Annotated in this window: 20 protein-coding genes and 1 riboswitch; of the genes, 11 read left to right on the top strand and 9 right to left on the bottom strand. The window is 58.9% G+C overall.

Annotation, left to right across the window (positions count from 1 at the left end; all coding sequences use genetic code 11):
• Positions 1 to 10 precede the first annotated feature (10 nt).
• Together trxC and MUY35_RS10145 are read right to left on the bottom strand one after the other, a co-directional pair.
• Positions 11 to 451 carry a thioredoxin TrxC gene (trxC, locus tag MUY35_RS10150; protein ID WP_248367434.1) on the bottom strand — a complete coding sequence of 147 codons (441 nt, stop codon included), beginning with the start codon at positions 449 to 451 and terminating at the stop codon, positions 11 to 13.
• 62 nt (positions 452 to 513) lie between these two features.
• Positions 514 to 939: an Lrp/AsnC family transcriptional regulator gene (locus MUY35_RS10145; protein ID WP_248367426.1), complete on the bottom strand. Its 426-nt coding sequence runs from the start codon at positions 937 to 939 to the stop codon at positions 514 to 516.
• Positions 940 to 1,063: 124 nt separating this feature from the next.
• Here MUY35_RS10145 and MUY35_RS10140 point away from each other — a divergent pair, with 124 nt between their 5' ends.
• The 3 genes from MUY35_RS10140 to MUY35_RS10130 are packed head-to-tail and all read left to right on the top strand — an operon-like array spanning position 1,064 to position 4,020.
• On the top strand, positions 1,064 to 2,020 hold the full coding sequence (locus tag MUY35_RS10140; RefSeq protein ID WP_248367424.1) for an arginine deiminase-related protein: 957 nt from the start codon (positions 1,064 to 1,066) through the stop codon (positions 2,018 to 2,020).
• Complete coding sequence (gene rocF / locus MUY35_RS10135; RefSeq protein WP_248367420.1) at positions 2,017 to 2,946, top strand: arginase; 930 nt, start codon at positions 2,017 to 2,019, stop codon at positions 2,944 to 2,946. The genes MUY35_RS10140 and rocF overlap by 4 nt, the downstream gene beginning before the upstream one ends.
• Before the next feature lie 24 nt (positions 2,947 to 2,970).
• Positions 2,971 to 4,020, top strand: a complete 1,050-nt coding sequence (locus tag MUY35_RS10130; RefSeq protein WP_248367418.1) for an ornithine cyclodeaminase — start codon at positions 2,971 to 2,973, stop codon at positions 4,018 to 4,020.
• Positions 4,021 to 4,092: 72 nt separating this feature from the next.
• On the opposite strand, the gene gcvP is transcribed toward MUY35_RS10130, so the two are convergent.
• From gcvP to gcvT, 3 genes are all read right to left on the bottom strand, one after another.
• Entirely contained in the window at positions 4,093 to 6,939 is a 2,847-nt protein-coding gene (gene gcvP, locus MUY35_RS10125) for an aminomethyl-transferring glycine dehydrogenase (protein WP_248367416.1), read from the bottom strand.
• Between the two features lie 92 nt (positions 6,940 to 7,031).
• Positions 7,032 to 7,391 (bottom strand): glycine cleavage system protein GcvH, encoded by a 360-nt coding sequence (gcvH, locus tag MUY35_RS10120; RefSeq protein ID WP_248367413.1) that lies wholly within the window; start codon positions 7,389 to 7,391, stop codon positions 7,032 to 7,034.
• A gap of 27 nt (positions 7,392 to 7,418) precedes the next feature.
• Complete coding sequence (gene gcvT / locus MUY35_RS10115) at positions 7,419 to 8,540, bottom strand: glycine cleavage system aminomethyltransferase GcvT (protein WP_248367411.1); 1,122 nt, start codon at positions 8,538 to 8,540, stop codon at positions 7,419 to 7,421.
• A 152-nt stretch (positions 8,541 to 8,692) separates the two neighbouring features.
• A riboswitch (glycine riboswitch) is annotated at positions 8,693 to 8,781 on the bottom strand.
• 72 nt (positions 8,782 to 8,853) lie between these two features.
• Here gcvT and MUY35_RS10110 point away from each other — a divergent pair.
• On the top strand, positions 8,854 to 9,420 hold the full coding sequence (locus MUY35_RS10110) for a gamma-glutamylcyclotransferase family protein (RefSeq protein WP_248367408.1): 567 nt from the start codon (positions 8,854 to 8,856) through the stop codon (positions 9,418 to 9,420).
• On the opposite strand, the gene MUY35_RS10105 is transcribed toward MUY35_RS10110, so the two are convergent.
• A complete protein-coding gene (locus MUY35_RS10105; RefSeq protein ID WP_248367406.1) occupies positions 9,391 to 10,809 on the bottom strand; it encodes an MATE family efflux transporter in 1,419 nt (472 codons plus the stop codon). The two genes, MUY35_RS10110 and MUY35_RS10105, sit on opposite strands and share 30 nt — an antisense overlap.
• A gap of 147 nt (positions 10,810 to 10,956) precedes the next feature.
• On the opposite strand from MUY35_RS10105, the gene MUY35_RS10100 reads away from it, so the two are divergent.
• Positions 10,957 to 11,469: a class I SAM-dependent methyltransferase gene (locus tag MUY35_RS10100; RefSeq protein WP_248367390.1), complete on the top strand. Its 513-nt coding sequence runs from the start codon at positions 10,957 to 10,959 to the stop codon at positions 11,467 to 11,469.
• 63 nt (positions 11,470 to 11,532) lie between these two features.
• On the opposite strand, the gene gltX is transcribed toward MUY35_RS10100, so the two are convergent.
• On the bottom strand, positions 11,533 to 12,858 hold the full coding sequence (gene gltX, locus MUY35_RS10095) for a glutamate--tRNA ligase (protein ID WP_248367386.1): 1,326 nt from the start codon (positions 12,856 to 12,858) through the stop codon (positions 11,533 to 11,535).
• A gap of 61 nt (positions 12,859 to 12,919) precedes the next feature.
• Here gltX and MUY35_RS10090 point away from each other — a divergent pair, with 61 nt between their 5' ends.
• A complete protein-coding gene (locus tag MUY35_RS10090; protein ID WP_248367381.1) occupies positions 12,920 to 13,318 on the top strand; it encodes a metallopeptidase family protein in 399 nt (132 codons plus the stop codon).
• On the opposite strand, the gene MUY35_RS10085 is transcribed toward MUY35_RS10090, so the two are convergent.
• Entirely contained in the window at positions 13,319 to 13,759 is a 441-nt protein-coding gene (locus tag MUY35_RS10085; protein WP_248367378.1) for a DUF1801 domain-containing protein, read from the bottom strand.
• A gap of 116 nt (positions 13,760 to 13,875) precedes the next feature.
• Between MUY35_RS10085 and MUY35_RS10080 the strand changes: the two genes are divergently transcribed.
• Positions 13,876 to 14,811, top strand: coding sequence for an MBL fold metallo-hydrolase (locus tag MUY35_RS10080; RefSeq protein ID WP_248367375.1), 936 nt, complete (start codon positions 13,876 to 13,878; stop codon positions 14,809 to 14,811).
• A 19-nt stretch (positions 14,812 to 14,830) separates the two neighbouring features.
• Here the strand turns inward: MUY35_RS10080 and MUY35_RS10075 are convergent, their stop codons facing one another.
• On the bottom strand, positions 14,831 to 16,492 hold the full coding sequence (locus tag MUY35_RS10075) for an NAD+ synthase (RefSeq protein WP_248367372.1): 1,662 nt from the start codon (positions 16,490 to 16,492) through the stop codon (positions 14,831 to 14,833).
• Positions 16,493 to 16,678: 186 nt separating this feature from the next.
• Here MUY35_RS10075 and MUY35_RS10070 point away from each other — a divergent pair, with 186 nt between their 5' ends.
• The 4 genes from MUY35_RS10070 to MUY35_RS10055 all read left to right on the top strand — a co-directional run bounded on the left by MUY35_RS10070 (position 16,679) and on the right by MUY35_RS10055 (position 22,566).
• Positions 16,679 to 18,151, top strand: coding sequence for a 2-isopropylmalate synthase (locus MUY35_RS10070; RefSeq protein ID WP_248367369.1), 1,473 nt, complete (start codon positions 16,679 to 16,681; stop codon positions 18,149 to 18,151).
• Positions 18,152 to 18,441: 290 nt separating this feature from the next.
• Positions 18,442 to 19,980, top strand: coding sequence for a 2-isopropylmalate synthase (locus MUY35_RS10065; RefSeq protein ID WP_248367365.1), 1,539 nt, complete (start codon positions 18,442 to 18,444; stop codon positions 19,978 to 19,980).
• Between the two features lie 39 nt (positions 19,981 to 20,019).
• Positions 20,020 to 21,357 (top strand): MFS transporter, encoded by a 1,338-nt coding sequence (locus tag MUY35_RS10060; RefSeq protein ID WP_248367362.1) that lies wholly within the window; start codon positions 20,020 to 20,022, stop codon positions 21,355 to 21,357.
• A 171-nt stretch (positions 21,358 to 21,528) separates the two neighbouring features.
• Positions 21,529 to 22,566, top strand: a complete 1,038-nt coding sequence (locus MUY35_RS10055) for a rod shape-determining protein (protein WP_248367351.1) — start codon at positions 21,529 to 21,531, stop codon at positions 22,564 to 22,566.
• The last annotated feature ends 24 nt before the right edge of the window (positions 22,567 to 22,590 follow it).

Genomic DNA, 22,590 nt, shown 5'->3' with positions numbered 1-22,590 from the left:
CTCGCCAACCCTAAATTTTGGCGTTTTTGCGCACGAACGCCTCGATCGCGTTGGCAGGGATGGCACCGGCATGGCGCGCGACCTCTTTGCCGTTTTGGTAGAGGATAAGCGCCGGAATGCCCCGGATGTTGTTCTTCATCGACACTTTCGGGTGGTCTTCGGTGTTGATCTTGGCAAACCGAACCTGTGGGGCCATGGATCGCGCCGCTCGCGCGAACGCAGGGGCCATGGTTCGGCACGGGCCACACCACGGGGCCCAGAAGTCGACCAGTAGCGGCGTGTTGTCATTCTTGGCGGCCTTGGTCAGCGTGGCCGGGTCTAGCTCTCGCACCTTACCGTCCACTAATTTCGCGCCGCAGGTGCCGCATTTCGGGCCAGCGCTTAGCTTGTCAGCTGGCACACGGTTCACGGTGCCGCAGTCAAGGCATGTCATCTTTGCGGAAGTGGCCATGGGAGGGCTCCTTTGTATTCTGTTATCCGCATATGATTGTGCTGTGGCTCTTCGTCAAGGGATCACACCGTGCTTAGCAGAATACTTGTTTCGCTGTTGGTGATGCCTTCAACCACGCGCACGTCGCGCAACACGCGGTCGAAATCCGTCAGGCTTTCGGCGGTCAGCTGAGCGACCAGATCCCATTTGCCATTGGTTGAATGCAGGCTGCGCAGCTCGGGCAGCCCACGCAGACGCTTGATCACTGCGGTGGTGGATTTGCCCGACACTTCGATCATCATGATCGCGTGCACACCGTCCGGCCCATGATCTTGGCGCGCGCGAATTGTAAAGCCCAGCACTGCGCCACTGTCCAACAGACGATCCAGTCGTGCCTGCACGGTTGCGCGCGAGACGCCGAGGATTTCGGCCAGTTTGGATATCGGTGCGCGCCCATCCTCGCGTAGAATGGCGATCAGATTGCGATCAAGGTCGTCGAAGATATGCATAGCAGATTGTTATGCAAATATTGGCGAAATGGCAAGTATTTCAAACACAAATACTAACTTTGCATATTATTCTCGAAAACATGAAGGTGTTAGGTTGGGGTATTCATTCTGACAAGAGACTCAAATGCCGCAAAGCTCGCTTCAGGCGCCAAGCGCTGTCATCATGATCCGTCCGCATCATTTTCGCCCAAATGGCGAAACGGCGCGGGACAATGGATTTCAGACGGACGCACCCGCCGGGGCAGTGGGTGATCTGGCGTCACGTGCGCAGGCTGAGGTGTCAACCGCCGTCCAGACTTTGCGCGACGCCGGCGTAAAGGTGCACCTGTTCGATGACCCGCGCGATGACCGCCCCGACGCTGTGTTTCCAAACAACTGGTTTTCGACCCATCCCGGCGGGCATGTGGCGGTTTACCCGATGTATTCCCCCAACCGTAGGATCGAACGGCGCGCCGATGTGCTTGAGATGCTCAAGCAGCGCTATCGCGTGCAGGACATCATTGATTATTCCGGGCTGGAACAGGACGCGCTTTTCTTGGAAGGCACTGGCGCGATGGTTTTGGACCATGTGGAACGGGTTGCCTATGCGGCGCGATCCAAACGCACCAGCGAAGTGTTGTTGGAGCGATTTTGCACCCATTTCAACTATGAGCCTATGGTGTTTGATGCCTTTGATGCGGGCGGCCTGCCGATCTATCATACCAATGTGTTGATGTGCATCGGCAGCGATGTGGCCCTGATCGGGTTGCAGACGATCAAAGATGCTGGGCGGCGGGAAGAACTGCGCGCAAGGTTGGCGCAAGGCGACCGCGATGTCATCGAACTGAGCCAGCAACAGATCGCGAATTTCGCCGGCAACGCGATTGAGCTTCAGGGGCGCGACCGTCGTCTGCTGGCGATGTCAACGCGTGCGCTTAACGCCCTGCAACCGGAACAACGCAACCGCATCGAAGCCCATTTAGATATCCTGCCGCTGGACATTCCAACAATAGAAATGGCCGGGGGGTCGGTTCGGTGTACCATTGCAGGCATTCACCTAAGCCCGCGCCCGCACTCAATTCCTGAAGGAGACGCCTCATGACCAATATCCACCTGCTTGGTGCGCCAATCGAAGAAGGCGCTGGCCGTCGTGGCTGCATCATGGGCCCCGCCGCCTATCGTACAGCCGGACTGGCGGAAGAGCTGGCGTCGTTGGGTCACGCAGTTGTTGATATGGGCGATGCACAGCGCGATCCGGTCGATCAAATTGCGACCGAGCATGATCACCTGAAATTCCTGCCCGAGGTCGCAGGCTGGGCGCGCAGCTTGCACCGTCACGCCTATGATCTGGCGAAACAGGATGTGCTGCCAATCTATCTTGGCGGCGACCATGCCTTGTCGCTGGGAACCGTGACCGGCCATGTGGCCGCGGCCGCCGAAATGGGGCGTCCGCAATATGTGCTGTGGCTGGATGCGCATTCTGACTTTAACATCCCGGCGTCCTCGCCCAGCGGCAACATCCACGGGATGCCGGTTGCCTTTGCCTGCGGCCTTGATGGGTTTCCGGACATGCTGGGCAAACCGCTGCCTGCGCGCCTTGACCCCCTGAATGTTTGCATGATCGGGCTGCGGTCCGTTGACGGGATGGAACGGGACTTGCTGCAGGCCTCGGGCGCACACGCCTATGACATGCGCACGATTGACGAAAACGGTCTGGCCAAACTTCTTTTACCGTTTCTGGATCAGGTGGCACAGGCAAACGGGCTGCTGCATGTCAGCCTTGATGTGGATTTCATCGAGCCCGCCATCGCCCCGGCTGTCGGCACCACTGTCCCCGGCGGCGCGACCTTCCGCGAGGCGCACCACATCATGGAGATGCTGCATGATAGCAACCTCGTCTCATCGCTCGATCTGGTCGAACTGAACCCGTTTCTTGACGACCGCGGCCGCACCGCCCGGTTGATGGTGGACCTGACCGCAAGCCTGTTTGGCCGCCGCGTTCTGGACCGCCGCACGCAAAGCTATTGATCCCGTATGTCGAAAGGACATCCGATGCCCCCACTTCCATCTGAACTTGCTTATGTGCCCTTTGTGTCGGTTGAACACATGATGGGTCTTGTCCACCATATCGGCATTGAAAAGGTGCTGATTGAACTTGCCGACGAGATCGAAGCCGATTTCAAACGGTGGGAGCTGTTTGACAAAACCCCGCGTGTCGCCAGCCATTCGGACGTAGGGGTGATCGAGCTTATGCCGACCTCGGACGGCGAGATGTATGGCTTCAAATATGTGAATGGCCACCCGAAGAACACGAAAGAGGGGCTGCAAACCGTTACCGCGTTTGGCCTTTTGGCGGATGTGAACTCGGGCTATCCCAAGCTGCTCAGCGAGATGACCGTGCTGACCGCATTGCGCACCGCCGCTACGTCGGCAATGGTCGCCAAGCATCTGGCCCCCAAGGGCGCGACGACGATGGCGATGATCGGCAATGGTGCGCAGTCCGAATTCCAGTGCCTTGCTTTCAAAGCGATCTGTGGCATCGACACAGTGCGTCTTTTCGATGTGGACCCTGCGGCGACCGAAAAATGCGCCCGCAATCTGGCCGGGCAAGGTCTGACCGTTGTGCCGTGCAAAACCGGTGAGGAAAGCATGGAAGGCGCGCAGATCATCACCACCTGCACCGCCGACAAGCAATATGCCACGATCCTGACCGACAACATGATCGGAGAGGGCGTGCATATCAACGCCATCGGCGGCGATTGCCCCGGCAAAACAGAACTTCACCGCGACATCCTTCTGCGCTCAAACATCTTCGTGGAATATCCCGAACAGACATGGATTGAGGGCGAAATTCAGCAACTGGATAAAGATCACAAGATTACCGAGCTGTGGCAGGTGATCACTGGTCAGGCAGCGGGTCGTCGCACCGACAAAGAAATCACACTGTTCGATAGCGTCGGTTTCGCAATTGAGGATTTCTCGGCTTTGCGCTACATCCTCAAGTCGATCGAAGGCACAGAGTTCTTTACGCAGCTTGATATGCTGGCAGACCCGGATGACCCGCGCGATCTATTCGGAATGCTGGAGCGGTCGAAAGCCTAAGGCTTTGAGAAAAAAGATTACGGGCGATGGATCACTCCACCGCCCGTTTTTTGTTCGCAGGTTTCGCGATGCTCAGTTTTCGTCGAGATAATCCGTCAGCGGCGGGCATGTGCAGACCAAGTGACGGTCGCCATAGACGTTGTCGACCCGGTTCACCGGCGCCCAATACTTGTCGACGCGGAAGCTGCCCGCCGGGAAACACCCCTGTTCGCGGCTATAGGGACGATCCCATTCCCCAACAAGGTCCACATAGGTGTGTGGCGCGTGTTTCAGCGGATTGTTTTCGGGGTCAATCTTGCCGTCTTCAATCTCACGAATTTCTTCGCGAATGGCGAGCATGGCATCGCAGAAACGGTCCAATTCGGCCTTGGTTTCGGACTCGGTGGGTTCGATCATCAGGGTGCCCGAAACAGGCCAGCTCATCGTTGGGGCGTGGAAGCCGTTATCGATCAGCCGTTTGGCGATGTCGTCCACGGTGACCCCTGCGCTTTCGTCAAAGGGCCGCGTGTCGATGATACATTCATGCGCCACGCGGCCATTGTGACCGGTGAACAGCACGTCGAACGCACCTTTCAGGCGGGTGGCGATATAGTTGCCGTTCAGGATCGCGACCTTGGTCGCCTGTGTCAGCCCGTCGCCCCCCATCATCAGCACGTAAGCCCAGCTGATCGGCAGGATCGAACCCGATCCGAAGGGGGCTGCGGACACCGCGCCCTCTTCCCCAACCAGCCCGTTGCCCGGCAGGTGCGGGGCAAGGTGGGCTTTGACACCAATCGGCCCCATGCCGGGGCCGCCGCCGCCATGCGGGATGGCGAAAGTTTTGTGCAGGTTCAGGTGGCTGACGTCGCCGCCAATCTCGCCCAATTTGGACAGACCGACCATCGCGTTCAGGTTCGCGCCGTCGATATAAACCTGTCCGCCGTGATCATGGGTGATCTGGCAAACTTCGCGCACAGTTTCTTCGAACACGCCATGGGTCGACGGATAGGTGATCATGCAGGCCGCCAGTTTGTCGCCCGCGGCTTCGGCCTTGGCGCGGAAATCGTCCAGATCAATGTCGCCATTCTCCGCTGATTTCACGACCACCACATCCAGCCCCACCATATGAGCGGATGCCGGGTTGGTGCCGTGCGCAGAAATCGGGATCAGGCAGACCTTCCGCTCACCCTGACCTTGCGCCCGATGATAGGCCTGAATGGTCAGAAGCCCCGCATATTCACCTTGCGCGCCGGAATTCGGCTGCATCGACATGTCGTCATAGCCGGTGATCAGGCACAGCTTCTGCTTGAGATCCTCGATCATTTCAACGTAGCCGCCGATCTGACTTTCCGGGGCCATCGGGTGGATATACGCGAACTCTCGCCACGAGATGGGCATCATCTCGGCCGCCGCATTCAGCTTCATGGTGCAGGACCCTAGCGGGATCATCGCACGGTCAAGCGCCAGGTCGCGGTCGGCCAGACGGCGCATGTAGCGCATCATCTCGGTTTCGGCACGGTTCATGTGGAAAACCGGGTGGGTCAGATACTCGGATGTCCGCAGGCTGGCATCTGGCAGACGATATTCGTTGTCGCTGTCATCATAGCTGCGGGTGATCCCAAACGCGCGCCAGACGCCTTCGATTACGGCAGGCCGGGTGGCCTCGTCCAGCGTGATGCCAATATATTCAGTGCTGACGGGACGCAGGTTGATGCCTTCCTCGCGCGCCGATTTCAGCACGGTGTTTTGAAGCGCACCGACATGCACCGTGATCGTGTCAAAGAAGTGCTTGGACGTTATGGTGAAGCCCGCATCCTCAAGCCCTTTGGCCAGACGTACGGTTTTCAGATGCACGTCTTGCGCAATCGCTTTTAGGCCCTCGGGACCGTGGAACACAGCATAGAATCCAGCCATCACAGCCAGCAACGCCTGCGCCGTGCAGACGTTCGACGTCGCCTTCTCGCGGCGGATGTGCTGTTCGCGGGTTTGCAGCGACAGGCGATAGGCCTGATTGCCACGCGCATCGATCGAGACACCGATCAAACGTCCGGGCATCGAGCGTTTATGCTTGTCAGCCGTCGCCATATAGGCCGCGTGCGGACCACCAAAGCCCATCGGCACGCCAAAGCGTTGCGACGAGCCAACGGCGATATCGGCACCCATCGCGCCGGGTTCCTTCAACACGGTCAACGCCAGTGGGTCAGCCGACACGATGCCGACAGCCTTCGCGTCGTGCAGGGCGGCAATTTGATCGGTGAAATCGCTGACCCGGCCATAGGTGCCGGGGTACTGGAAGATCGCGCCGAAGACCTCGTCTGCGACCAGATCTTTTTCAGGGTTGCCGATGACAATCTCGATGTCCAACGGTTCTGCGCGGGTTTTCATCACTGCGATGTTTTGCGGGTGGCAGCCTTCGTCAACGAAGAATTTTGTGGCTTTCGACTTGGCAATGCGCTGGCCCATGGTCATGGCTTCGGCGCAGGCGGTTGCTTCGTCCAGAAGCGAGGCGTTCGCGATCTCAAGCCCTGTCAGGTCTGAAATCATCGTTTGGTAATTCAACAGCGCTTCAAGGCGGCCTTGCGAGATTTCGGGCTGATAAGGCGTATAAGCCGTGTACCATGCTGGATTTTCCAGAATGTTGCGCTGGATCGCGGGGGGCGTCACTGTGCCATGATAGCCCTGACCCAGAAGTGACCGCATGACCACGTTCTTCGCCGCAACATAGCGCATCTTGTGCAAGGCCTCTCGTTCGGACAGGGCAGGGCCCCAATCCAACGCTTCGCCTTGGCGGATGCTTTTGGGAACGGTCTGGTCGATCAGGTCGTCAAGATCCTTGACGCCAAGGGTTTTGAACATGTCGGCCATTTCGGTGGGCGACGGGCCGATATGGCGACGATTGGCGAAATCATAGGGTTTGTAACCGGTAGGCGTGAACGACATGGCATTTCTCCGTGCGGGGGCAGGCATGTAGGGTCGGACAGGGGCCGATCAAGCCCCTGCGCTGTATAGGCAATTGGGCAAATGCCCGTGGATCAGCCGATGAATTTCTTATAGGCGGCTTCGTCCATGAAATCGTCCAGTGGGCTTGCGTCCGTTGTCTTGATCTTGAACAACCAACCGTCGCCTTCGGCGTCTTCGTTGATCTTTGTGGGCTCGTCTGCGATGGGCGTGTTCACCTCGGTGATTTCGCCGTCCAGCGGGCTGAGAATGTCCGATGCGGCCTTGACGCTTTCGATCACGATGATCTCGTCATCTTTCGAAACCGTGTCGCCCACGTCGGGCAGTTCGACAAAAACCACATCGCCAAGCTGTTCGGCAGCATGGATCGTGATGCCTACAACATACACGCCGTCTTCTTCGCGCAACCATTCATGTTCTTCGGTGTACTTCATTCTGTGTCTCCTGCTGAGTGTCTGGGGTCAACGTTTATAGGCAGTGGGGTGGAACGGCATGTCCGCGACCGTAACCGGCTGGCGCTTGCCGCGCACATCGCCGAAAAGATTGGTGCCGATTTCGGCGTGATCAATGGTGACGTATCCCATCGACATAGGCCGTTCGATCGACGGGCCAAAAGCGCCCGATGTCACCTGACCGATGGGGGTCTCAGCTTCTTGAGAAGCATAAAGATCAGTGCCTGCGCGCATCGGCGCACGACCTTCAGGAAGAAGGCCCACGCGGCGGCGGCTGGCTCCGTTTTCAAATTCCGACAGAATGCGATCCGCGCCCGGAAAGCCGCTCGCGCGTTCACCGCCGGTTTTGCGAATTTTTTGCACAGCCCATTCAAGAGCCGCTTCGACTGGGGTTGTCGTCGGGCCGATATCATTGCCGTAAAGGCAAAGCCCAGCTTCAAGGCGCAAGCTATCGCGCGCACCAAGGCCAATAGGTTCAACCTCCTCCATCGCCAGCAGCGCGCGGGTGAAAGCTTCGGCGTGGGCATCCGGCACCGAGATTTCATAGCCATCTTCGCCAGTATAACCCGAGCGCGAAAGCCACAATTCGCCAAAGTCGCTATCGGTGATTGCCACATCCATGAACTTCATATTAGCGGCCATCGGCACCAAGCGCGCCAGAGCGGTTTCGGCGGCAGGGCCTTGCAGGGCCAAAAGCGCGCGGTCGTCAATGACTTCGACCTCGCAATGGGTCAATTGCGCACGCATGTGGGCGATATCTGCGTCTTTACAGCCAGCATTCACAACAAGAAACAAATGGTCGCCGCGATTGGCGATCATCAGATCGTCAAGGATACCCCCGTCGTCATTGGTGAAAAGGCCATAGCGCTGGCGACCTTCTGCAAGCGCCAAAACTGACTGCGGCACGATACGTTCTAGCGACAGGGCGGGATTTTCGCCACGCAGGATCACTTGGCCCATATGGCTGACATCAAACAACCCAGCCGCGTTACGGGTGTGCAGGTGTTCTTTCATGACGCCAAGCGGGTATTGCACGGGCATTTCATAGCCCGCAAACGGCACCATCTTTGCACCAAGCTCCACATGAAGGTCATACAGACCGGTCCGTTTCAGGTCGTCTTGGGCACTCATGGCCGTTCCTCCGTTAGTCGCCGGAAAGTCATGGAAACCATGTGCCCGGCATCGTTCGGACGCTTACGCGCCCATCGATGCCCCCTCTGTCCGTGTCGCCTGAGATCATTATCCCTTCGGCGGGCATCTATGTGCCTCTCTCCAGAGTCGTGTGCGCCGCATCGGTCCGTGAGCCTGAGAGTTTACCGGGGCGGTTGCTCCTTCGGCACTGGCTTTCACCAGATTCTCCCGATGCGATGACGTCAAGTTAGCCGCCTGCACCGGTTTGGGCAAGAGCTTGAATACTCGCGTATGCGAAGGCACTCTAACCCCCATGCAAGATCCGTATTTTTTCGGTTATGGTTCGCTTGTGAACCGACGGACCCATGTGTTTGCAAACGCACAGCCAGCCCGCGTGGTGGGCTGGAGGCGGGCGTGGCGACGTTCGCCGCTGCGCGATGTGTGCTACCTGACAGCGGTGCCGGATCGCGACGACTACATCGAAGGGCTGATCGCAGCGGTGCCGGGCGCGGATTGGGCGGCGTTGGATGAACGTGAACGCGCCTATGGACGAGTTCCTCTGGGGCCGGAATTGCAACACGGAGCAGGTGATCTGGATGTCGCGCTTTATGCGATTGAAGCGGGCGCGCACCATCCGCCAACCGACGACAACCCCGTATTACTGAGCTATATCGACGTCGTGGTGCAGGGGTATCTGGCCGAGTTCGGCATAGATGGCGTCACCCATTTCTTCGAAACGACCGAGGGTTGGCATGCCCCGATACTGGACGATCGCGCCGCGCCGATCTATCCCCGCGCGCAAATCCTTAGCGATGAAGAGCGCGCCCTTGTCGACGAAGGTCTGTCGCGCCTATCGACGGTTGCCAAACAACGAGATTAGGCGGGTCTGACGCTGATAGGGATGTGCATCCGCATCGCATTCGCCACATTCCGCCATCCGCAAGACCCGCGCCGACAGGGCCAAAGCGATGACCGCGAAGATCAGCCCGCCCGCCGCCTGACCAATCAGCACGCCCGGCGCACCCCACAGGGATGCACCCAGTATAACCAAAGGTATGGTGCCTAAAGTTTGGCGTCCCCAGTTGATCCAGGTTGAATAGAACGGGCGGCCCAGATTATTGAACCCCGCGTTGGTTACAAAAATCACACCGTTGAAAAACCATGCGAGGGCAAGGGGCCCACAGAACAGATAGACCAAATCCCGGCTCAGCCCTTCGGCGTTGAACAAATTTGCGATGGGCGCGCGCGCCAGAAACAAAATCAGACTAACACCCACCGTGACGCAAAGCACAAAGACCAGCCCGTCCCGTATGGCGCGGCGCACGCGGTCCAGACTCCCGGCGCCGAAATTCTGGCCGACGATGGGTCCGATTGCGCCTGAAAGGGCGAAGATCACAGCGAAGGACACCGGGATTAATCGCCCGACAATCGCCATCCCTGCCACCGCATCTTCGCCAAATTCAGCCATGGCGCGGGTGACATAAGCCTGCCCCAATGGCGTCGCGAATTGAGTTAGAATGGCGGGCAGGGCGATGGTCATAATGGCTGGGAAATCCACCCGAAAATCGGCACTGTTGGGGCGATCAAGCCCGCCATGATGGCGCAGCACGGGATATATCGACAAGGCCGCGATGGTCATGCGCGCGCAGACCGATGCCATAGCCGCTCCAGTCAGTTCAAGGTCCAGCCCAAAGATCAGGATCGGATCAAGCACCGCGTTGATCACGCCACCCCAGATCGTGGCCATCATCGCGCGGCGCGCATCCCCGTGGGCGCGCAAGATCGCGCCTCCGACCATGCCGACGATCAAAATGGGCAGGCTTGGCAGGATGATCCTGAGATAGCTGGTGGCAAGCGCCAATGTCTCGCCGGATGCGCCCAAAAGGGCGGTAAGTTGTGGCACAAAGGCCCAGACAAGGGCCGCAAAGGCACTGCCGATGACGACACCATACAAAAGCGCGGTCGCAGCGCGCCGTTTTGCGATTTGCCGGTCGCCCTCGCCCAACGCACGCGCAACCAGCGCGCCCGCTGCGATGGACATACCGATCCCGAAGGAAGTGGTGAAAAACAGGATCGCACCTGCATAACCGACGGCTGCCGCCAGTTCCTCATGCCCCAGCATCGAGATGAAGATCATGTCGACAAGGTCCACAAGAAAGATCGCCATCAACCCGACCGAGGATGTCAGAGACATAACCGTGATGTGCTTGAGCAAGCTGCCCGTTAAAAAGGCCGCCCGTGGGCCATTTTGCGTGTCACTGGTGGCCATTCATGTCTCCTGTCGCGATCATATGAACGTGCCTGAGATTTGTGCCTGACGCCAGACGCGATCTTGCGCAATGAAGGTGCAGACGAGCGCCGCGATCACGAAATATTTCACTTAGCCTTTCACGGCCAAAGGTAATATCCCCAACCCATGGCATATGATTACGACAAACTCTACGCAGAAACGCCGGCGGCCTTGGGCGAGCCAGCGCCAGTTTTTCTGAAATTCTTTCAACAACTTGAAAGTACGGATGCCCGAGTGCTCGACTTGGGGTGCGGGCAGGGCAGGGATGCTTTGCCGATCGCACGGTTGGGTCACCGGGTTGTAGGTGTCGACCTTTCACCAAATGGCATCAAAGAGCTGTCTGAGATCGCGGACCGGGAAAAGCTGCGGGTTGATGGTGTGGTTGCGGACCTGAGGACCTATCAGCCGGATGGGCTGTTCGATGTGGTGCTGATAGACCGAACATTGCACATGTTGGCCGAGGAGCCGCGTCTTTTGGTGCTGGAGCGTATGCTGGACCATGTTGCCGCAAGGGGCTGGGTGCTTATCGCAGACGAGACGTCCAACATCGACGGGTTTAAGAGGGTCCTGTCCGATCACCAAGCTGACTGGCAGCCAGATTTGGACAAGCGCGGCTATCTGTTTGTTCGCCGCGCATAGGGCATGCATTTGCACAAATCGAACAAATTTCTGCAGTGTTTCTCGAAAATGAACCCGAAAGGCTTACACTTTTGCGCGGATCACCTGCAACAGCGGCAACAGCACGGACATATCTGGACCATGGCTCATGCCTGTGACAGCCTTGCGAAGAGGCATGAACAGCCCGCGCCCTTTGCGGCCCGTGGCTTCTTTTACGGCGGCGGTCCAGTTTGACCAGCTGCCGGCGTCGTAGGGACCATCGGGCAGAAGCCCCATCGCGGTGGCGACGAACTCGCGGTCTTCTTCTTCGATCACCGGGTCGGCCCCGTCGCGACACAGGGTCCACCAGGCCTCCAGATCGCTCAGCGTCGTGATGTTTTCACGCGCAACGGTCCAGAAGGCGTTGGCTTTGTCGGCGGGGACGCCAAGACCGTCCAGCGTGTCCGCGACAGCCGTCACCGGCAGGTGGCCCAGATAACGCGCAGTCAGCGGGAACAGGTCTTCGACGTCGAATTTGGTCGGGGCAGAGCCGAAGCTGGATAGGTCGAACCCCTCGACAATTTCGTCCAGCGAGCTGCGCAGCTCGACCGGTTGCGATGACCCCAGACGTGCCAGCAGGCTCAGCAGCGCCATCGGTTGCACACCGCGTTCGCGCAAGTCGCGGATCGCCAGCGTGCCAAGCCGCTTGGACAGCGCCTCGCCCTGCGGGCCGGTCAGAAGCGAGTGGTGGGCGAAGGTTGGAACCTTGCCGCCCAAGGCCTCGATTATTTGGATTTGCGTGGCGGTGTTGGTCACGTGATCCGATCCGCGCACAACATCGGTGATGCCGAAGTCAATGTCGTCGCAGACCGAAGCCAGCGTATAAAGGAACTGCCCATCGCCCCGGATCAACACCGGGTCAGACACAGACGCCGCATCAATCGAGATGTCGCCCAGAATGCCATCGGTCCAGTTGATCCGCTCGTGATCCAGCTTGAACCGCCAGTGACCCTGACCGCGTTCTTCGCGCAGCTTGGACTTCTCGTCGTCTGACAGCGCCAGCGCCGAGCGGTCATAGACCGGCGGCTTGCCCATATTCAGCTGCTTCTTGCGCTTCAGGTCCAGCTCGGTCGGGGTCTCGAAACACTCGTAAAACCGGCCCATGTCGCGCAGTTTCTGGGCGGCTTCCTCATAGCGGTCCAGCCGGTCGGATTGCTTTTCGACCCGGTCCCATGTCAGGCCAAGCCATTCAAGGTCTTCCTTGATGGCATCCGCGTATTCCTGCTTGGACCGTTCAGGATCGGTATCATCAAGGCGCAGGATGAACTGCCCGCCCGATTTGGCAGCGATCAGATAGTTGAACAGCGCGGTGCGCAGGTTGCCAACATGGATGTAGCCGGTGGGCGAGGGGGCAAAACGGGTGGTGGTCATGGTGTGTCTCCTTGGCTCGTCCCTCTTTCATACTGGCCCGCTTTTGTCCATATAATCCGGTATGACCCGTAAATACGCCCCCTCCATCGCTGATATCGAAGCGCTCGCTTATGACGCCCGAATGCGCTTGCCGCCTGCGTTCGTTGAAAAGGCGCTGGAAGTCGGGATACGTGTCGAGAATATGCCGAGCGCCGGGCTGCTGGCGGAGATGGAGATTGTCGACCCATTCGAGCTGACCGCGGTTTACGAAGGCATTCCGCTGACGCAAAAATCGGTGACCGATCAGCCAACCGCGCCAGATACGGTCTTTCTGTTCCGCAGGCCAATCCTCGATGAATGGGCGTCGCGGGGTGATGTTTCGCTGGCTGAATTGGTGGCGCATATCATCGTGCACGAATTCGCCCATCATTTCGGGTGGTCGGATGATGATATCGCTGCGATTGATCGCTGGTGGGAATGATCAGGTCGCCTCGACCGGCCATTTCTGGTCCAGATCGCGCAGTCCCGCGCGGATAAGCTCGGCCAGCACGCCCAGGTCGATATCGGCCAACTTGTTCACATACAGGCAGGATTTGCCCATCTTGTGCTTGCCAAGCCGGGCCAGAATATCCCCGAAATCCGCATATCCCGGCATGATATAGATTGAATGGCGAGCCTTGCGCGGGGAAAATCCGGTGGCCAGAAAGTCGCCCTCGCGCCCGCTGTCATAGCGGTAGTGATAGCGTCCATATCCGATGATCGTTGGCCCCCACATGGCAGGTTGAAAGCCGGTCACGTCGCGAAAAACCTGGTCCAGCACGCGGGCATCTTCGCGCTTTGCCATGGGGTCTACCGTTTCGATGAAGCGGGCGACGTCCTGCGTTGTCGCTTGGGTTTTGTTTGCCTTGCTGCCCTTCGCCATCGGCGTGCCCCTCTTGCGCTGGACCCGTCACAATTGTGTGAATCCTTCAATGATAGAATCCGAGTATACTACACGCTGTTGTTTCAACAAATTCTGATCGCTTTGGGAGGTCTCACATGAAACGTTTTGCCACGCCTACTCTGTCGCGTCGTCACCTGTTGGTGGCGGGTGCCGCGACACCCCTCGCCGGACTGGTGGCCGGTTCTGCCAATGCCATGGCACCTCAAATGGGCCTCGCCAAAACAGCCGCGCAAACCGTCAAGCTGGGCGGGTTCGAGGTGACAACCCTGCTGGCTGGCAACCGCACGGTCGAGGAACCGCAGAGCATTTTCGGCATGAATGTTGGCGCAGATGAATTTGCGGCTGCGTCGGACGCGGCGAACATCCCGACAACCGCCGCGCAGTTCTTTTTCACACCGACGCTGGTCAACACGGGGTCAGAGCTTGTGCTGTTCGACACCGGCCTGAGTGCGGCGGGTATCACTGAAGCTATGGCGGCTGCGGGTTATGCGCCCGATCAGGTGGATATCGCCGTGCTGACCCACATGCACGGAGATCACATCGGAGGTTTGGCGGGTGACGCGGGCGTCACCTTTCCCAACGCACGCTATGTCACCGGCGCTGTCGAATTTGATCACTGGGCTGCCGCGGGCAATGACGGGTTCGACGCCAAAGTCGCGCCACTGGCCGAACAGACCACGATGATCAACGGTGGTGACAGCGTGGTGTCTGGCATTGAAGCGGTCGAGGCATTCGGCCACACGCCCGGCCACATGGCGTTCCGGTTAGACAGCGACGGGCAATCCCTGTTGATCGCCGCTGATTTCGCCAACCATTATGTCTGGTCGCTGGCCTACCCGGATTGGGAGGTGAAATTCGACCGTGACAAGGCAGCGGCGGCTGCGACCCGCAAGACGCTGTTGGGAATGCTGGCGGCCGAAAAGATGCCCTTCATCGGCTATCACATGCCTTTCCCTGCGCTGGGCTATGTCGAGGAACGTGACGGCGGGTTCCATTATGTCCCGCACAGCTATCAGCTTTTGATGGGCTGAGGCGCTCGCGGCAGGGCGATCAGCTTTCGTCCCGCCAGCGATTCACGATCGGATAGCGGCGGTCCAACCAGAAACTGCGCATGGTCAGGCGGGTGCCCGGCGCGGATTGGAAGCGTTTGTATTCCGAGATGAAGATCAGGTGCTCGACCTTCTTGACGGTCGCGCGGTCAAACCCTTTGGCCACCAGCTCCGCCACGGATTTTTCATCGTCGATCAACCCCTCGAGGATCGCATCCAGCACCTCATAGGGTGGCAGGCTGTCTTCGTCTTTCTGATCGGGGCGCAGTTCAGCCGAGGGGGGTTTGTCGATAATCGACACCGGGATGACCTCGCCTTCGGGGCCTTTCATCCAGTCGCGGTGATTGGCATTGCGCCAGCGGCATTGCTCAAACACCCGCGTTTTATACAGGTCCTTGATCGGGTTATAGCCGCCGGACATGTCGCCATAGATCGTGGCATAGCCCACCGCGACCTCGGATTTGTTTCCTGTGGTCAGCAGCATCGCGCCGGTCTTGTTGGACAGTGCCATCAGCAGTAGGCCGCGCAGGCGGGACTGGATGTTTTCCTCGGTCACGTCGGGCTTGGTGCCTTCAAACAGCGGTGCCAACGTATTGGTGATCGCGTCGCGCCCTTCCTTGATCGGCACGAAATCATAGGTGCAGCCAAGCCGCTGGGCGATGTCCTTGGCGTCATCCAACGAGCTTTGCGAGGTGTATTCCGAGGGCAACATCACGCAGCGCACATTCTCCGGTCCAAGCGCGTCTGCCGCGATGGTGGCGACAATCGCGCTGTCGATCCCGCCGGACAGACCCAGAAGCACCTGTTTGAACCCGGTCTTGCCCATATAATCACGCAGGCTTTCAACCATCGCGCGATAGTCCTGTTCCCACTCATCCCCATGCACAGCAATGGGGCCGGGGGCGATGCGCCATCCGTCATCTGTCCGGTTCAGATCGACGTGCCGGATTTCTTCGTCGAAGGTCGACATGCGGAAGGCAAGCTCTCCGCCGGGGTTCAGGGCAAAGGTGCCGCCGTCAAAGACCTGATCATCCTGCCCGCCCACCATGTTCAGATAGACCAGCGGCAAGCCGGTTTCGACAACGCGCGCCACCATGTGGTTTACGCGCACATCGAACTTGCGCCGGTAGTAGGGCGAGCCGTTGGGGATCAACAGAAACTCCGCCCCGCTTTCGGCCAGCGTTTCGCACACGTCCTCGCTATGCCACGCGTCTTCGCAAATCGGGATACCGATACGAATCGGGCCCAGCGCAACCGGGCCTTGCGGGTCGGCCGAGGTGAACTGGCGCTCTTCATCAAAGACGGTGAAATTGGGCAGGCGTTGCTTCAGAACACGCGCCGCGACCTTGCCGCCTTTCAAGATGAAATAGGCGTTGAACAAATCCTTGCCATCATGAAACGGCCCGCCGATCCCAATGGCGGGACCATCGGCGCAGTCGGCGGCGAGTTGTTCCACCGCCGCCATTGCGTCGCGGAAAAATTGCGGGCGCATCACAAGGTCTTGGGTCTGATAGCCGGTGATAAACGCCTCGGGCAGGGCCAGCATGTCGCTGCCGGCGGCCTTGGCCTGCGCCCAGGCATCCCGCGCCTTGTCGGCATTGGCGGAAATCGCGCCCACGGTCGGGTTCAGCTGCGCCAGCGTCAGGCGGAAATTGTTACTCATCGCGCGTATCCTTTGCGCCCGGCCACCAGCACCGGGGTCATCCTTGGCCCAGATGTAGCAGGTTTGCGTCCGGGATAAAGACCGTGCGTGGGAAAACCGTTGTTTCAGGGCGGCGGCTCGCATAGGCTTGGTCCGGGTTCGCGTGGATTTTTGCGCGAAAAGGGTTCTCATAAAGAGGGGTTGGACATGGGTCGCCTTCGTACAGGTTTTTGTGGTGTCGCGTTCGGTCTGGCAGTGTCTGCCGTGCCAGCTTTTGCGCAGGTTGAAACCAAGCAATACGAAGATGGTGCGGTTTATGAAGGCACGTTCAAGGGCGGTGTCCAACACGGTATGGGCACACTGCAACTGCCAACCGGCTATGAATACACTGGCGAGTTCATCGAAGGTGAGATCATTGGCCAAGGTGTGGCGCGCTTCCCCAATGGGTCAATCTACGAAGGCAGTTTCGCCAAAGGTAAGCCCGAAGGGTTCGGTAAGATAACATTCGCCGATGGCTCGACTTTTGAGGGCGACTGGGTGGACGGCAAGATCAACGGGTCCGGGCTGGCCATCTATGCCAATGGTATCAAGTATGAAGGCGGGTTTCGTAACGCCTTGCATCACGGTCAGGGGCGGTTGCAAAGCCCGACCGGCTATATCTACGAAGGCGACTGGGTTGCCGGCGTGAAAGAGGGGCGCGGCACATCGACCTATGCGGACGGCTCGGTTTATGACGGCGAAATGCGCGCGGGCGAACGTGATGGCGAAGGTGTCCTGACCCAGGCGGATGGGATGATCTTTGACGGCACTTGGGCCAAGGGTCAGATGCAGGGCGACGGCGTTCTAAAACAAGCCAACGGCGACATCTACACCGGCAATTTCGAGGCTGGCACCCGAAAGGGTAATGGTGTGGTCGAATATGCCAATGGTGACCGTTACGAGGGCGGTTTCGAGGATGACAAGCGCCATGGCCAAGGGCTTTTCGTAGGCGCGGATGGCTATCGTTACGAAGGCAGTTGGGTCGCGGGTGTGATTCAGGGCGAGGGCAAAGTGACCTATCCCGACGGCTCGATCTATGAAGGGCAGTTTCGTGATGGGCTGGCGGACGGCACAGGCGCAATCACCTACCCCGATGGCAATACCTACGAAGGTGATTGGAAAGCTGGCGTGATCGAGGGCAAGGGCGTTGCGAAATATGCCAACGGATCAGTCTATGAAGGTTCATTCAAAGACGCGCTGTATGGCGGCGAAGGCAGTCTGACGGCAGCGGATGGAACATCCTATGTGGGCGGTTGGCAAGCGGGGCAGCCCCATGGTCAGGGCAAGTCGAAATTCCCTGATGGCGCAACCTATGACGGCGCTTTCGTTGGGGGACTGCGCGAAGGCAAAGGCAAATATATCACCGCCGACGGCTTTTCTTATGATGGCGACTGGGTCTCGGGCATGTTTCACGGACAGGGCACGGCTGTCTATGCAACCGGCGACCGATATGTTGGTCGTTTCGAGAATGGCAAACGCCACGGCAAAGGCGTCGTGACCCGCGCTGATGGCAGTCAGGAAGAAGGCGATTGGGAGGATGGCGTCATCGCCGGCGCGGCAACCACATCGCCCGCGCCCGAGCTTGACAGCGCAGCCGGTGCCGCCGCAGCCGAGGCAAGCTCTGCCGCGGCGACGAACTAGGGCTGCGGCTGCGAAATCTCGGCAACGGTCCGAAAAGGGGCTTTATCTCGCGCCAAACCGCCCTATAGTCATACCCATGGAAACGCAGTCACATATCATCGCTCGCCCCGCGCTGGGCCTGAGCCTTCTGCTTCTTCTTAGCCGCCTCTGAGCGTGCCGTTTCGGCGCGACCGCTCAGGGGATATGCAAACCGCGCCACATTCTCCGCCTCATAGTTGGAACATTGCACCCGAACCGGGTCCGTCCTTTGGGGCAACTGGCTAAGGCACTGATATTGAGAAGATAAAACAATGAAAAAGACCTCTGACAATGTGTTGATATTCGACACGACCCTGCGTGACGGCGAACAAAGCCCCGGCGCAACCATGACCCATGACGAAAAGCTGGAAATCGCCGAGATGCTGGACGACATGGGCGTCGACATCATCGAAGCTGGTTTCCCGATTGCGTCCGAGGGCGATTTCGCAGCGGTGAGCGAGATTGCGAAACGGTCGAAACGATCGGTGATTTGCGGGCTGAGCCGCGCGAATTTCAAGGATATCGACCGCTGCGCCGAAGCCGTGCGCCACGCCGCCAAGCCACGTATCCACACCTTCATCGGCACGTCACCCCTGCACCGCGAAATCCCCAACCTGACCAAAGACGCGATGGCGGATCTGATCCATGAAACCGTCACCCATGCGCGCAATCTGACGGACGATGTGCAGTGGTCGGCGATGGACGCGACACGGACTGAACATGACTATCTGTGCCGGGTGATCGAAATTGCGATCAAAGCGGGCGCCACGACGATCAACATCCCCGATACGGTCGGCTATACCGCCCCGCGCGAAAGTGCCGATCTGATCCGCATGCTGATCGACAAGGTGCCGGGCGCGGACGAGGTGACTTTTGCCACGCATTGTCACAATGATTTGGGCATGGCGACTGCAAACTCTCTGGCCGCGGTCGAAGCAGGTGCGCGCCAAATCGAATGCACGATCAACGGTCTGGGCGAACGTGCGGGCAACACGGCGTTGGAAGAGGTCGTAATGGCCTTGAAAGTGCGCCACGACATCATGCCGTGGGATACCGGCGTGGACACGACAAAGATCATGAACATCTCGCGCCGCGTGGCGCAGGTGTCGGGCTTCGCGGTCCAGTATAACAAGGCCATCGTTGGCAAAAACGCGTTCGCCCATGAAAGCGGCATCCACCAAGACGGCATGCTGAAAAATGCCGAGACGTTCGAGATTATGCGCCCTGAAGATGTGGGTCTGTCCGAAACCAGCCTGGTGCTGGGCAAGCACTCGGGCCGGGCGGCGTTGCGCGACCGGTTGAACCAGCTGGGCTTTGATGTGGGCGACAACCAGTTGAAAGACGTGTTCGTGCGGTTCAAGGAACTGGCCGACCGCAAGAAAGAGGTCTTTGACGACGACCTGATCGCCTTGATGCGCGACGGAACGGACGCCGCCAATGACCGCATTCAGGTGAAATTCCTGCGCGTGATTTGTGGCACCGAAGCGCCTCAATCCGCGGACCTGACGTTGGAGATTGACGGTGTCGATCACCAGAAAACCGCCACGGGCGATGGCCCGGTCGACGCGACCTTCAACGCGATCCAGATGCTGTTCCCGCATGACGCGCGCCTGCAACTGTATCAGGTGCATGCCGTTACAGAAGGCACCGACGCGCAAGCCACAGTGTCGGTGCGGATGGAGGAAAACGGCAAGATCGTCACCGGCCAATCGTCGGACACCGATACGGTCGTGGCGTCTGCCAAGGCTTACGTGAACGCCCTGAACAACCTGTTGGTTCGGCGCGAAAAAACCAAACCCGAGGCAGTGTGATCCATTGACCGTCATGCGGGCGCGGCTAAACTCGCCCGCATGATACGCGCCCTTTCAAATCGCACATACGCCACGTTGTTCACTGCTCAGGTGGTGGCACTGCTTGGAACGGGTCTAATGACCATCGCGCTAAGCCTGCTGGCGTATGAACTGGCGGGGGATGCTGCGGGGGCTGTTCTGGGCACAGCGTTTACCATCAAGATGGTCGCCTATGTCGGTTTGTCCCCTGTTTTGGCGGCCATCGCCGAACGCCTGCCACGGAAGGCTGTCTTGATCGGCGCCGATCTGGTGCGCGCCGCTGTCGCGCTGGCACTGCCATTCGTGACCGAGGTTTGGCAGATCTATGTGCTGATCTTCCTGCTGCAAACAGCATCGGCCAGTTTCACGCCAGTGTTTCAAGCCACGATCCCAGATGTATTGCCCGACGAAGAAGACTATACCCAGGCGCTGTCGCTGTCCCGTTTGGCCTATGACCTTGAGAACCTTCTCAGCCCGGCACTTGCCGCGATGTTGCTGCTGGTCATCTCGTTTCACGGGCTGTTCGTTGGGACGATTATCGGGTTTCTGTTCTCAGCCGCACTCGTGGCGCGAACATCTTTGCCGCAACGCGCCCGCGCGGGTGAAAAACGCCCGTTTCGTGAGCGTCTGACGCGGGGCAGTCGGATCTATCTTGCAACCCCGCGATTGCGTGGGTTGTTGGCGCTGAATTTGACGGCCGCCGCGATTGGCGCGTTCGTTCTGGTGAATTCGGTCGTGCTTGTGCGCGCCGAGTACGGGCTTGACGAACGCGCGTTGGGTATCGCTATGGCGGCGTTTGGCGGCGGGTCCATGCTGGCCGCGATTTCGCTGCCACGAGTGCTTTTGCATATTCGCGAACGTGACGTAATGGTGCCATCGGCTGTCGTCTTAACCGGCCTGGCACTGGTGTTCGCGGCGCTAAGCGCAGGTGATGCACTGCCACCCTGGTGGCTGTTTTTGCTGATCTGGGGGCTGATGGGCACGTTTTATTCCGCCATCCTGACGCCGTCAGGCAGGCTATTGCGCATTTCAGCCCATGCAGAGGATCGACCTGCGATTTTTGCGGCGCAATTCGCACTATCCCACGCCTGTTGGCTGGTGACCTATCCGCTGGCCGGTTGGGTGGGGCAGGGCGCGGGCCTGTCAACTGCCTTGCTGGTACTTGGCGGGCTTGGTGCCTTGGGTGTCGTGGCCGCGATCTGGCTGTGGCCTGCCAACGAAGAGCGAATAATCGAACACAGCCACCCAAACCTGCCCCCCGACCACCCCCACATGCAGGCCCATGGCGGCGAAGGGCAGCAACATGCTCATACCTTTATCATTGATGACGAACACAGGATTTGGCCAACCCACAGTTAAGCTGGTTGGCTGGTCGCAAACACGCTGATTTCACCTTTCTATCTAAGCGATAAGCCGCCTGCATTTGCGTATTAGGGCTTTCACCTGCGCTTGCTGAGCCCTATATATTCCTCGGTCTGCTCCCGTTGGGGAATCGCGGATGATAAGGGTATTCAAACGGGGTAGGCAGTGATGGTTGGGTTTTTGAGTCTGTTTTCGTCGGACATGGCAATTGACCTTGGGACGGCGAACACTCTGGTTTACGTGAAGGGCAAGGGCATTGTCCTTAACGAACCTTCCGTCGTTGCATACCACGTTAAAGATGGCGTCAAGAAAGTGCTGGCCGTTGGCGAAGATGCAAAGCTGATGCTGGGCCGAACACCCGGTTCTATCGAAGCGATCCGCCCGATGCGCGAAGGCGTCATTGCCGATTTCGACAGCGCCGAAGAGATGATCAAGCATTTCATCCGCAAAGTGCACAAGCGCACAACTTTCTCGAAGCCAAAAATCATTGTCTGTGTGCCCCACGGCGCGACGCCTGTTGAAAAACGCGCGATTCGCCAGTCGGTGATTTCGGCTGGAGCGCGTAAGGCCGGGTTGGTTGCTGAACCGATTGCAGCCGCGATTGGTGCCGGTATGCCGATCACCGACCCGACGGGTAACATGGTTGTTGATATCGGTGGCGGCACGACCGAGGTGGCTGTGATGTCGCTGGGCGATATCGTTTATGCGCGTTCGGTGCGCGTCGGTGGCGACCGTATGGATGATGCGATCATCAATTATTTGCGCCGCCAGCAAAATATTCTGGTGGGCGAAACCACGGCGGAACGCATCAAGACCTCGATCGGCACGGCACGAATGCCCGATGACGGGCGTGGTGCTTCGCTGAAAATTCGCGGGCGCGACCTTCTGAACGGTGTTCCGAAAGAAACCGAAATATCTCAGGCGCAGGTGGCTGAGGCACTGGCCGAACCTGTCCAGCAGATTTGCGAAGCGGTGATGATAGCGCTGGAAGCAACCCCGCCCGATCTGGCGGCGGATATCGTTGACCGTGGAGTGATGTTGACCGGCGGCGGTGCGTTGCTGGGCGAGTTGGACCTTGCTCTGCGCGAACAAACTGGCCTGTCGATTTCTGTCGCAGATGAAAGCCTGAACTGTGTGGCTTTGGGCACCGGTAAAGCGCTGGAGTTTGAAAAACAACTGCGCCACGTCATCGATTACGACAGCTGACAAGCCCGCCCCGCGCAATCGGGG

It is taken from the genome of Aliiroseovarius sp. S1339 (assembly GCF_023195695.1).
In the GTDB taxonomy this organism is placed as follows: Bacteria; Pseudomonadota; Alphaproteobacteria; order Rhodobacterales; family Rhodobacteraceae; genus Aliiroseovarius.
The sequence above is the reverse complement of the archived record's forward strand: the minus strand, read 5'-3'. Positions and strand labels throughout refer to the sequence as shown.

Excerpts from the sequence above, each read along its gene's own strand:
- MUY35_RS10145 (WP_248367426.1), bottom strand. The coding sequence starts at position 939 with ATGCATATCTTCGACGACCTTGATCGCAATCTGATCGCCATTCTACGC.
- MUY35_RS10055 (WP_248367351.1), top strand. The coding sequence starts at position 21,529 with ATGGTTGGGTTTTTGAGTCTGTTTTCGTCGGACATGGCAATTGACCTT.
- rocF (WP_248367420.1), top strand. The coding sequence starts at position 2,017 with ATGACCAATATCCACCTGCTTGGTGCGCCAATCGAAGAAGGCGCTGGC.
- MUY35_RS10065 (WP_248367365.1), top strand. The coding sequence starts at position 18,442 with ATGAAAAAGACCTCTGACAATGTGTTGATATTCGACACGACCCTGCGT.
- MUY35_RS10090 (WP_248367381.1), top strand. The coding sequence starts at position 12,920 with ATGACCCGTAAATACGCCCCCTCCATCGCTGATATCGAAGCGCTCGCT.
- MUY35_RS10060 (WP_248367362.1), top strand. The coding sequence starts at position 20,020 with ATGATACGCGCCCTTTCAAATCGCACATACGCCACGTTGTTCACTGCT.
- MUY35_RS10075 (WP_248367372.1), bottom strand. The coding sequence starts at position 16,492 with ATGAGTAACAATTTCCGCCTGACGCTGGCGCAGCTGAACCCGACCGTG.
- trxC (WP_248367434.1), bottom strand. The coding sequence starts at position 451 with ATGGCCACTTCCGCAAAGATGACATGCCTTGACTGCGGCACCGTGAAC.
- MUY35_RS10105 (WP_248367406.1), bottom strand. The coding sequence starts at position 10,809 with ATGGCCACCAGTGACACGCAAAATGGCCCACGGGCGGCCTTTTTAACG.
- MUY35_RS10070 (WP_248367369.1), top strand. The coding sequence starts at position 16,679 with ATGGGTCGCCTTCGTACAGGTTTTTGTGGTGTCGCGTTCGGTCTGGCA.
- MUY35_RS10130 (WP_248367418.1), top strand. The coding sequence starts at position 2,971 with ATGCCCCCACTTCCATCTGAACTTGCTTATGTGCCCTTTGTGTCGGTT.
- gcvH (WP_248367413.1), bottom strand. The coding sequence starts at position 7,391 with ATGAAGTACACCGAAGAACATGAATGGTTGCGCGAAGAAGACGGCGTG.
- gcvP (WP_248367416.1), bottom strand. The coding sequence starts at position 6,939 with ATGTCGTTCACGCCTACCGGTTACAAACCCTATGATTTCGCCAATCGT.
- gcvT (WP_248367411.1), bottom strand. The coding sequence starts at position 8,540 with ATGAGTGCCCAAGACGACCTGAAACGGACCGGTCTGTATGACCTTCAT.
- MUY35_RS10085 (WP_248367378.1), bottom strand. The coding sequence starts at position 13,759 with ATGGCGAAGGGCAGCAAGGCAAACAAAACCCAAGCGACAACGCAGGAC.
- MUY35_RS10110 (WP_248367408.1), top strand. The coding sequence starts at position 8,854 with ATGCAAGATCCGTATTTTTTCGGTTATGGTTCGCTTGTGAACCGACGG.
- gltX (WP_248367386.1), bottom strand. The coding sequence starts at position 12,858 with ATGACCACCACCCGTTTTGCCCCCTCGCCCACCGGCTACATCCATGTT.
- MUY35_RS10100 (WP_248367390.1), top strand. The coding sequence starts at position 10,957 with ATGGCATATGATTACGACAAACTCTACGCAGAAACGCCGGCGGCCTTG.
- MUY35_RS10140 (WP_248367424.1), top strand. The coding sequence starts at position 1,064 with ATGCCGCAAAGCTCGCTTCAGGCGCCAAGCGCTGTCATCATGATCCGT.
- MUY35_RS10080 (WP_248367375.1), top strand. The coding sequence starts at position 13,876 with ATGAAACGTTTTGCCACGCCTACTCTGTCGCGTCGTCACCTGTTGGTG.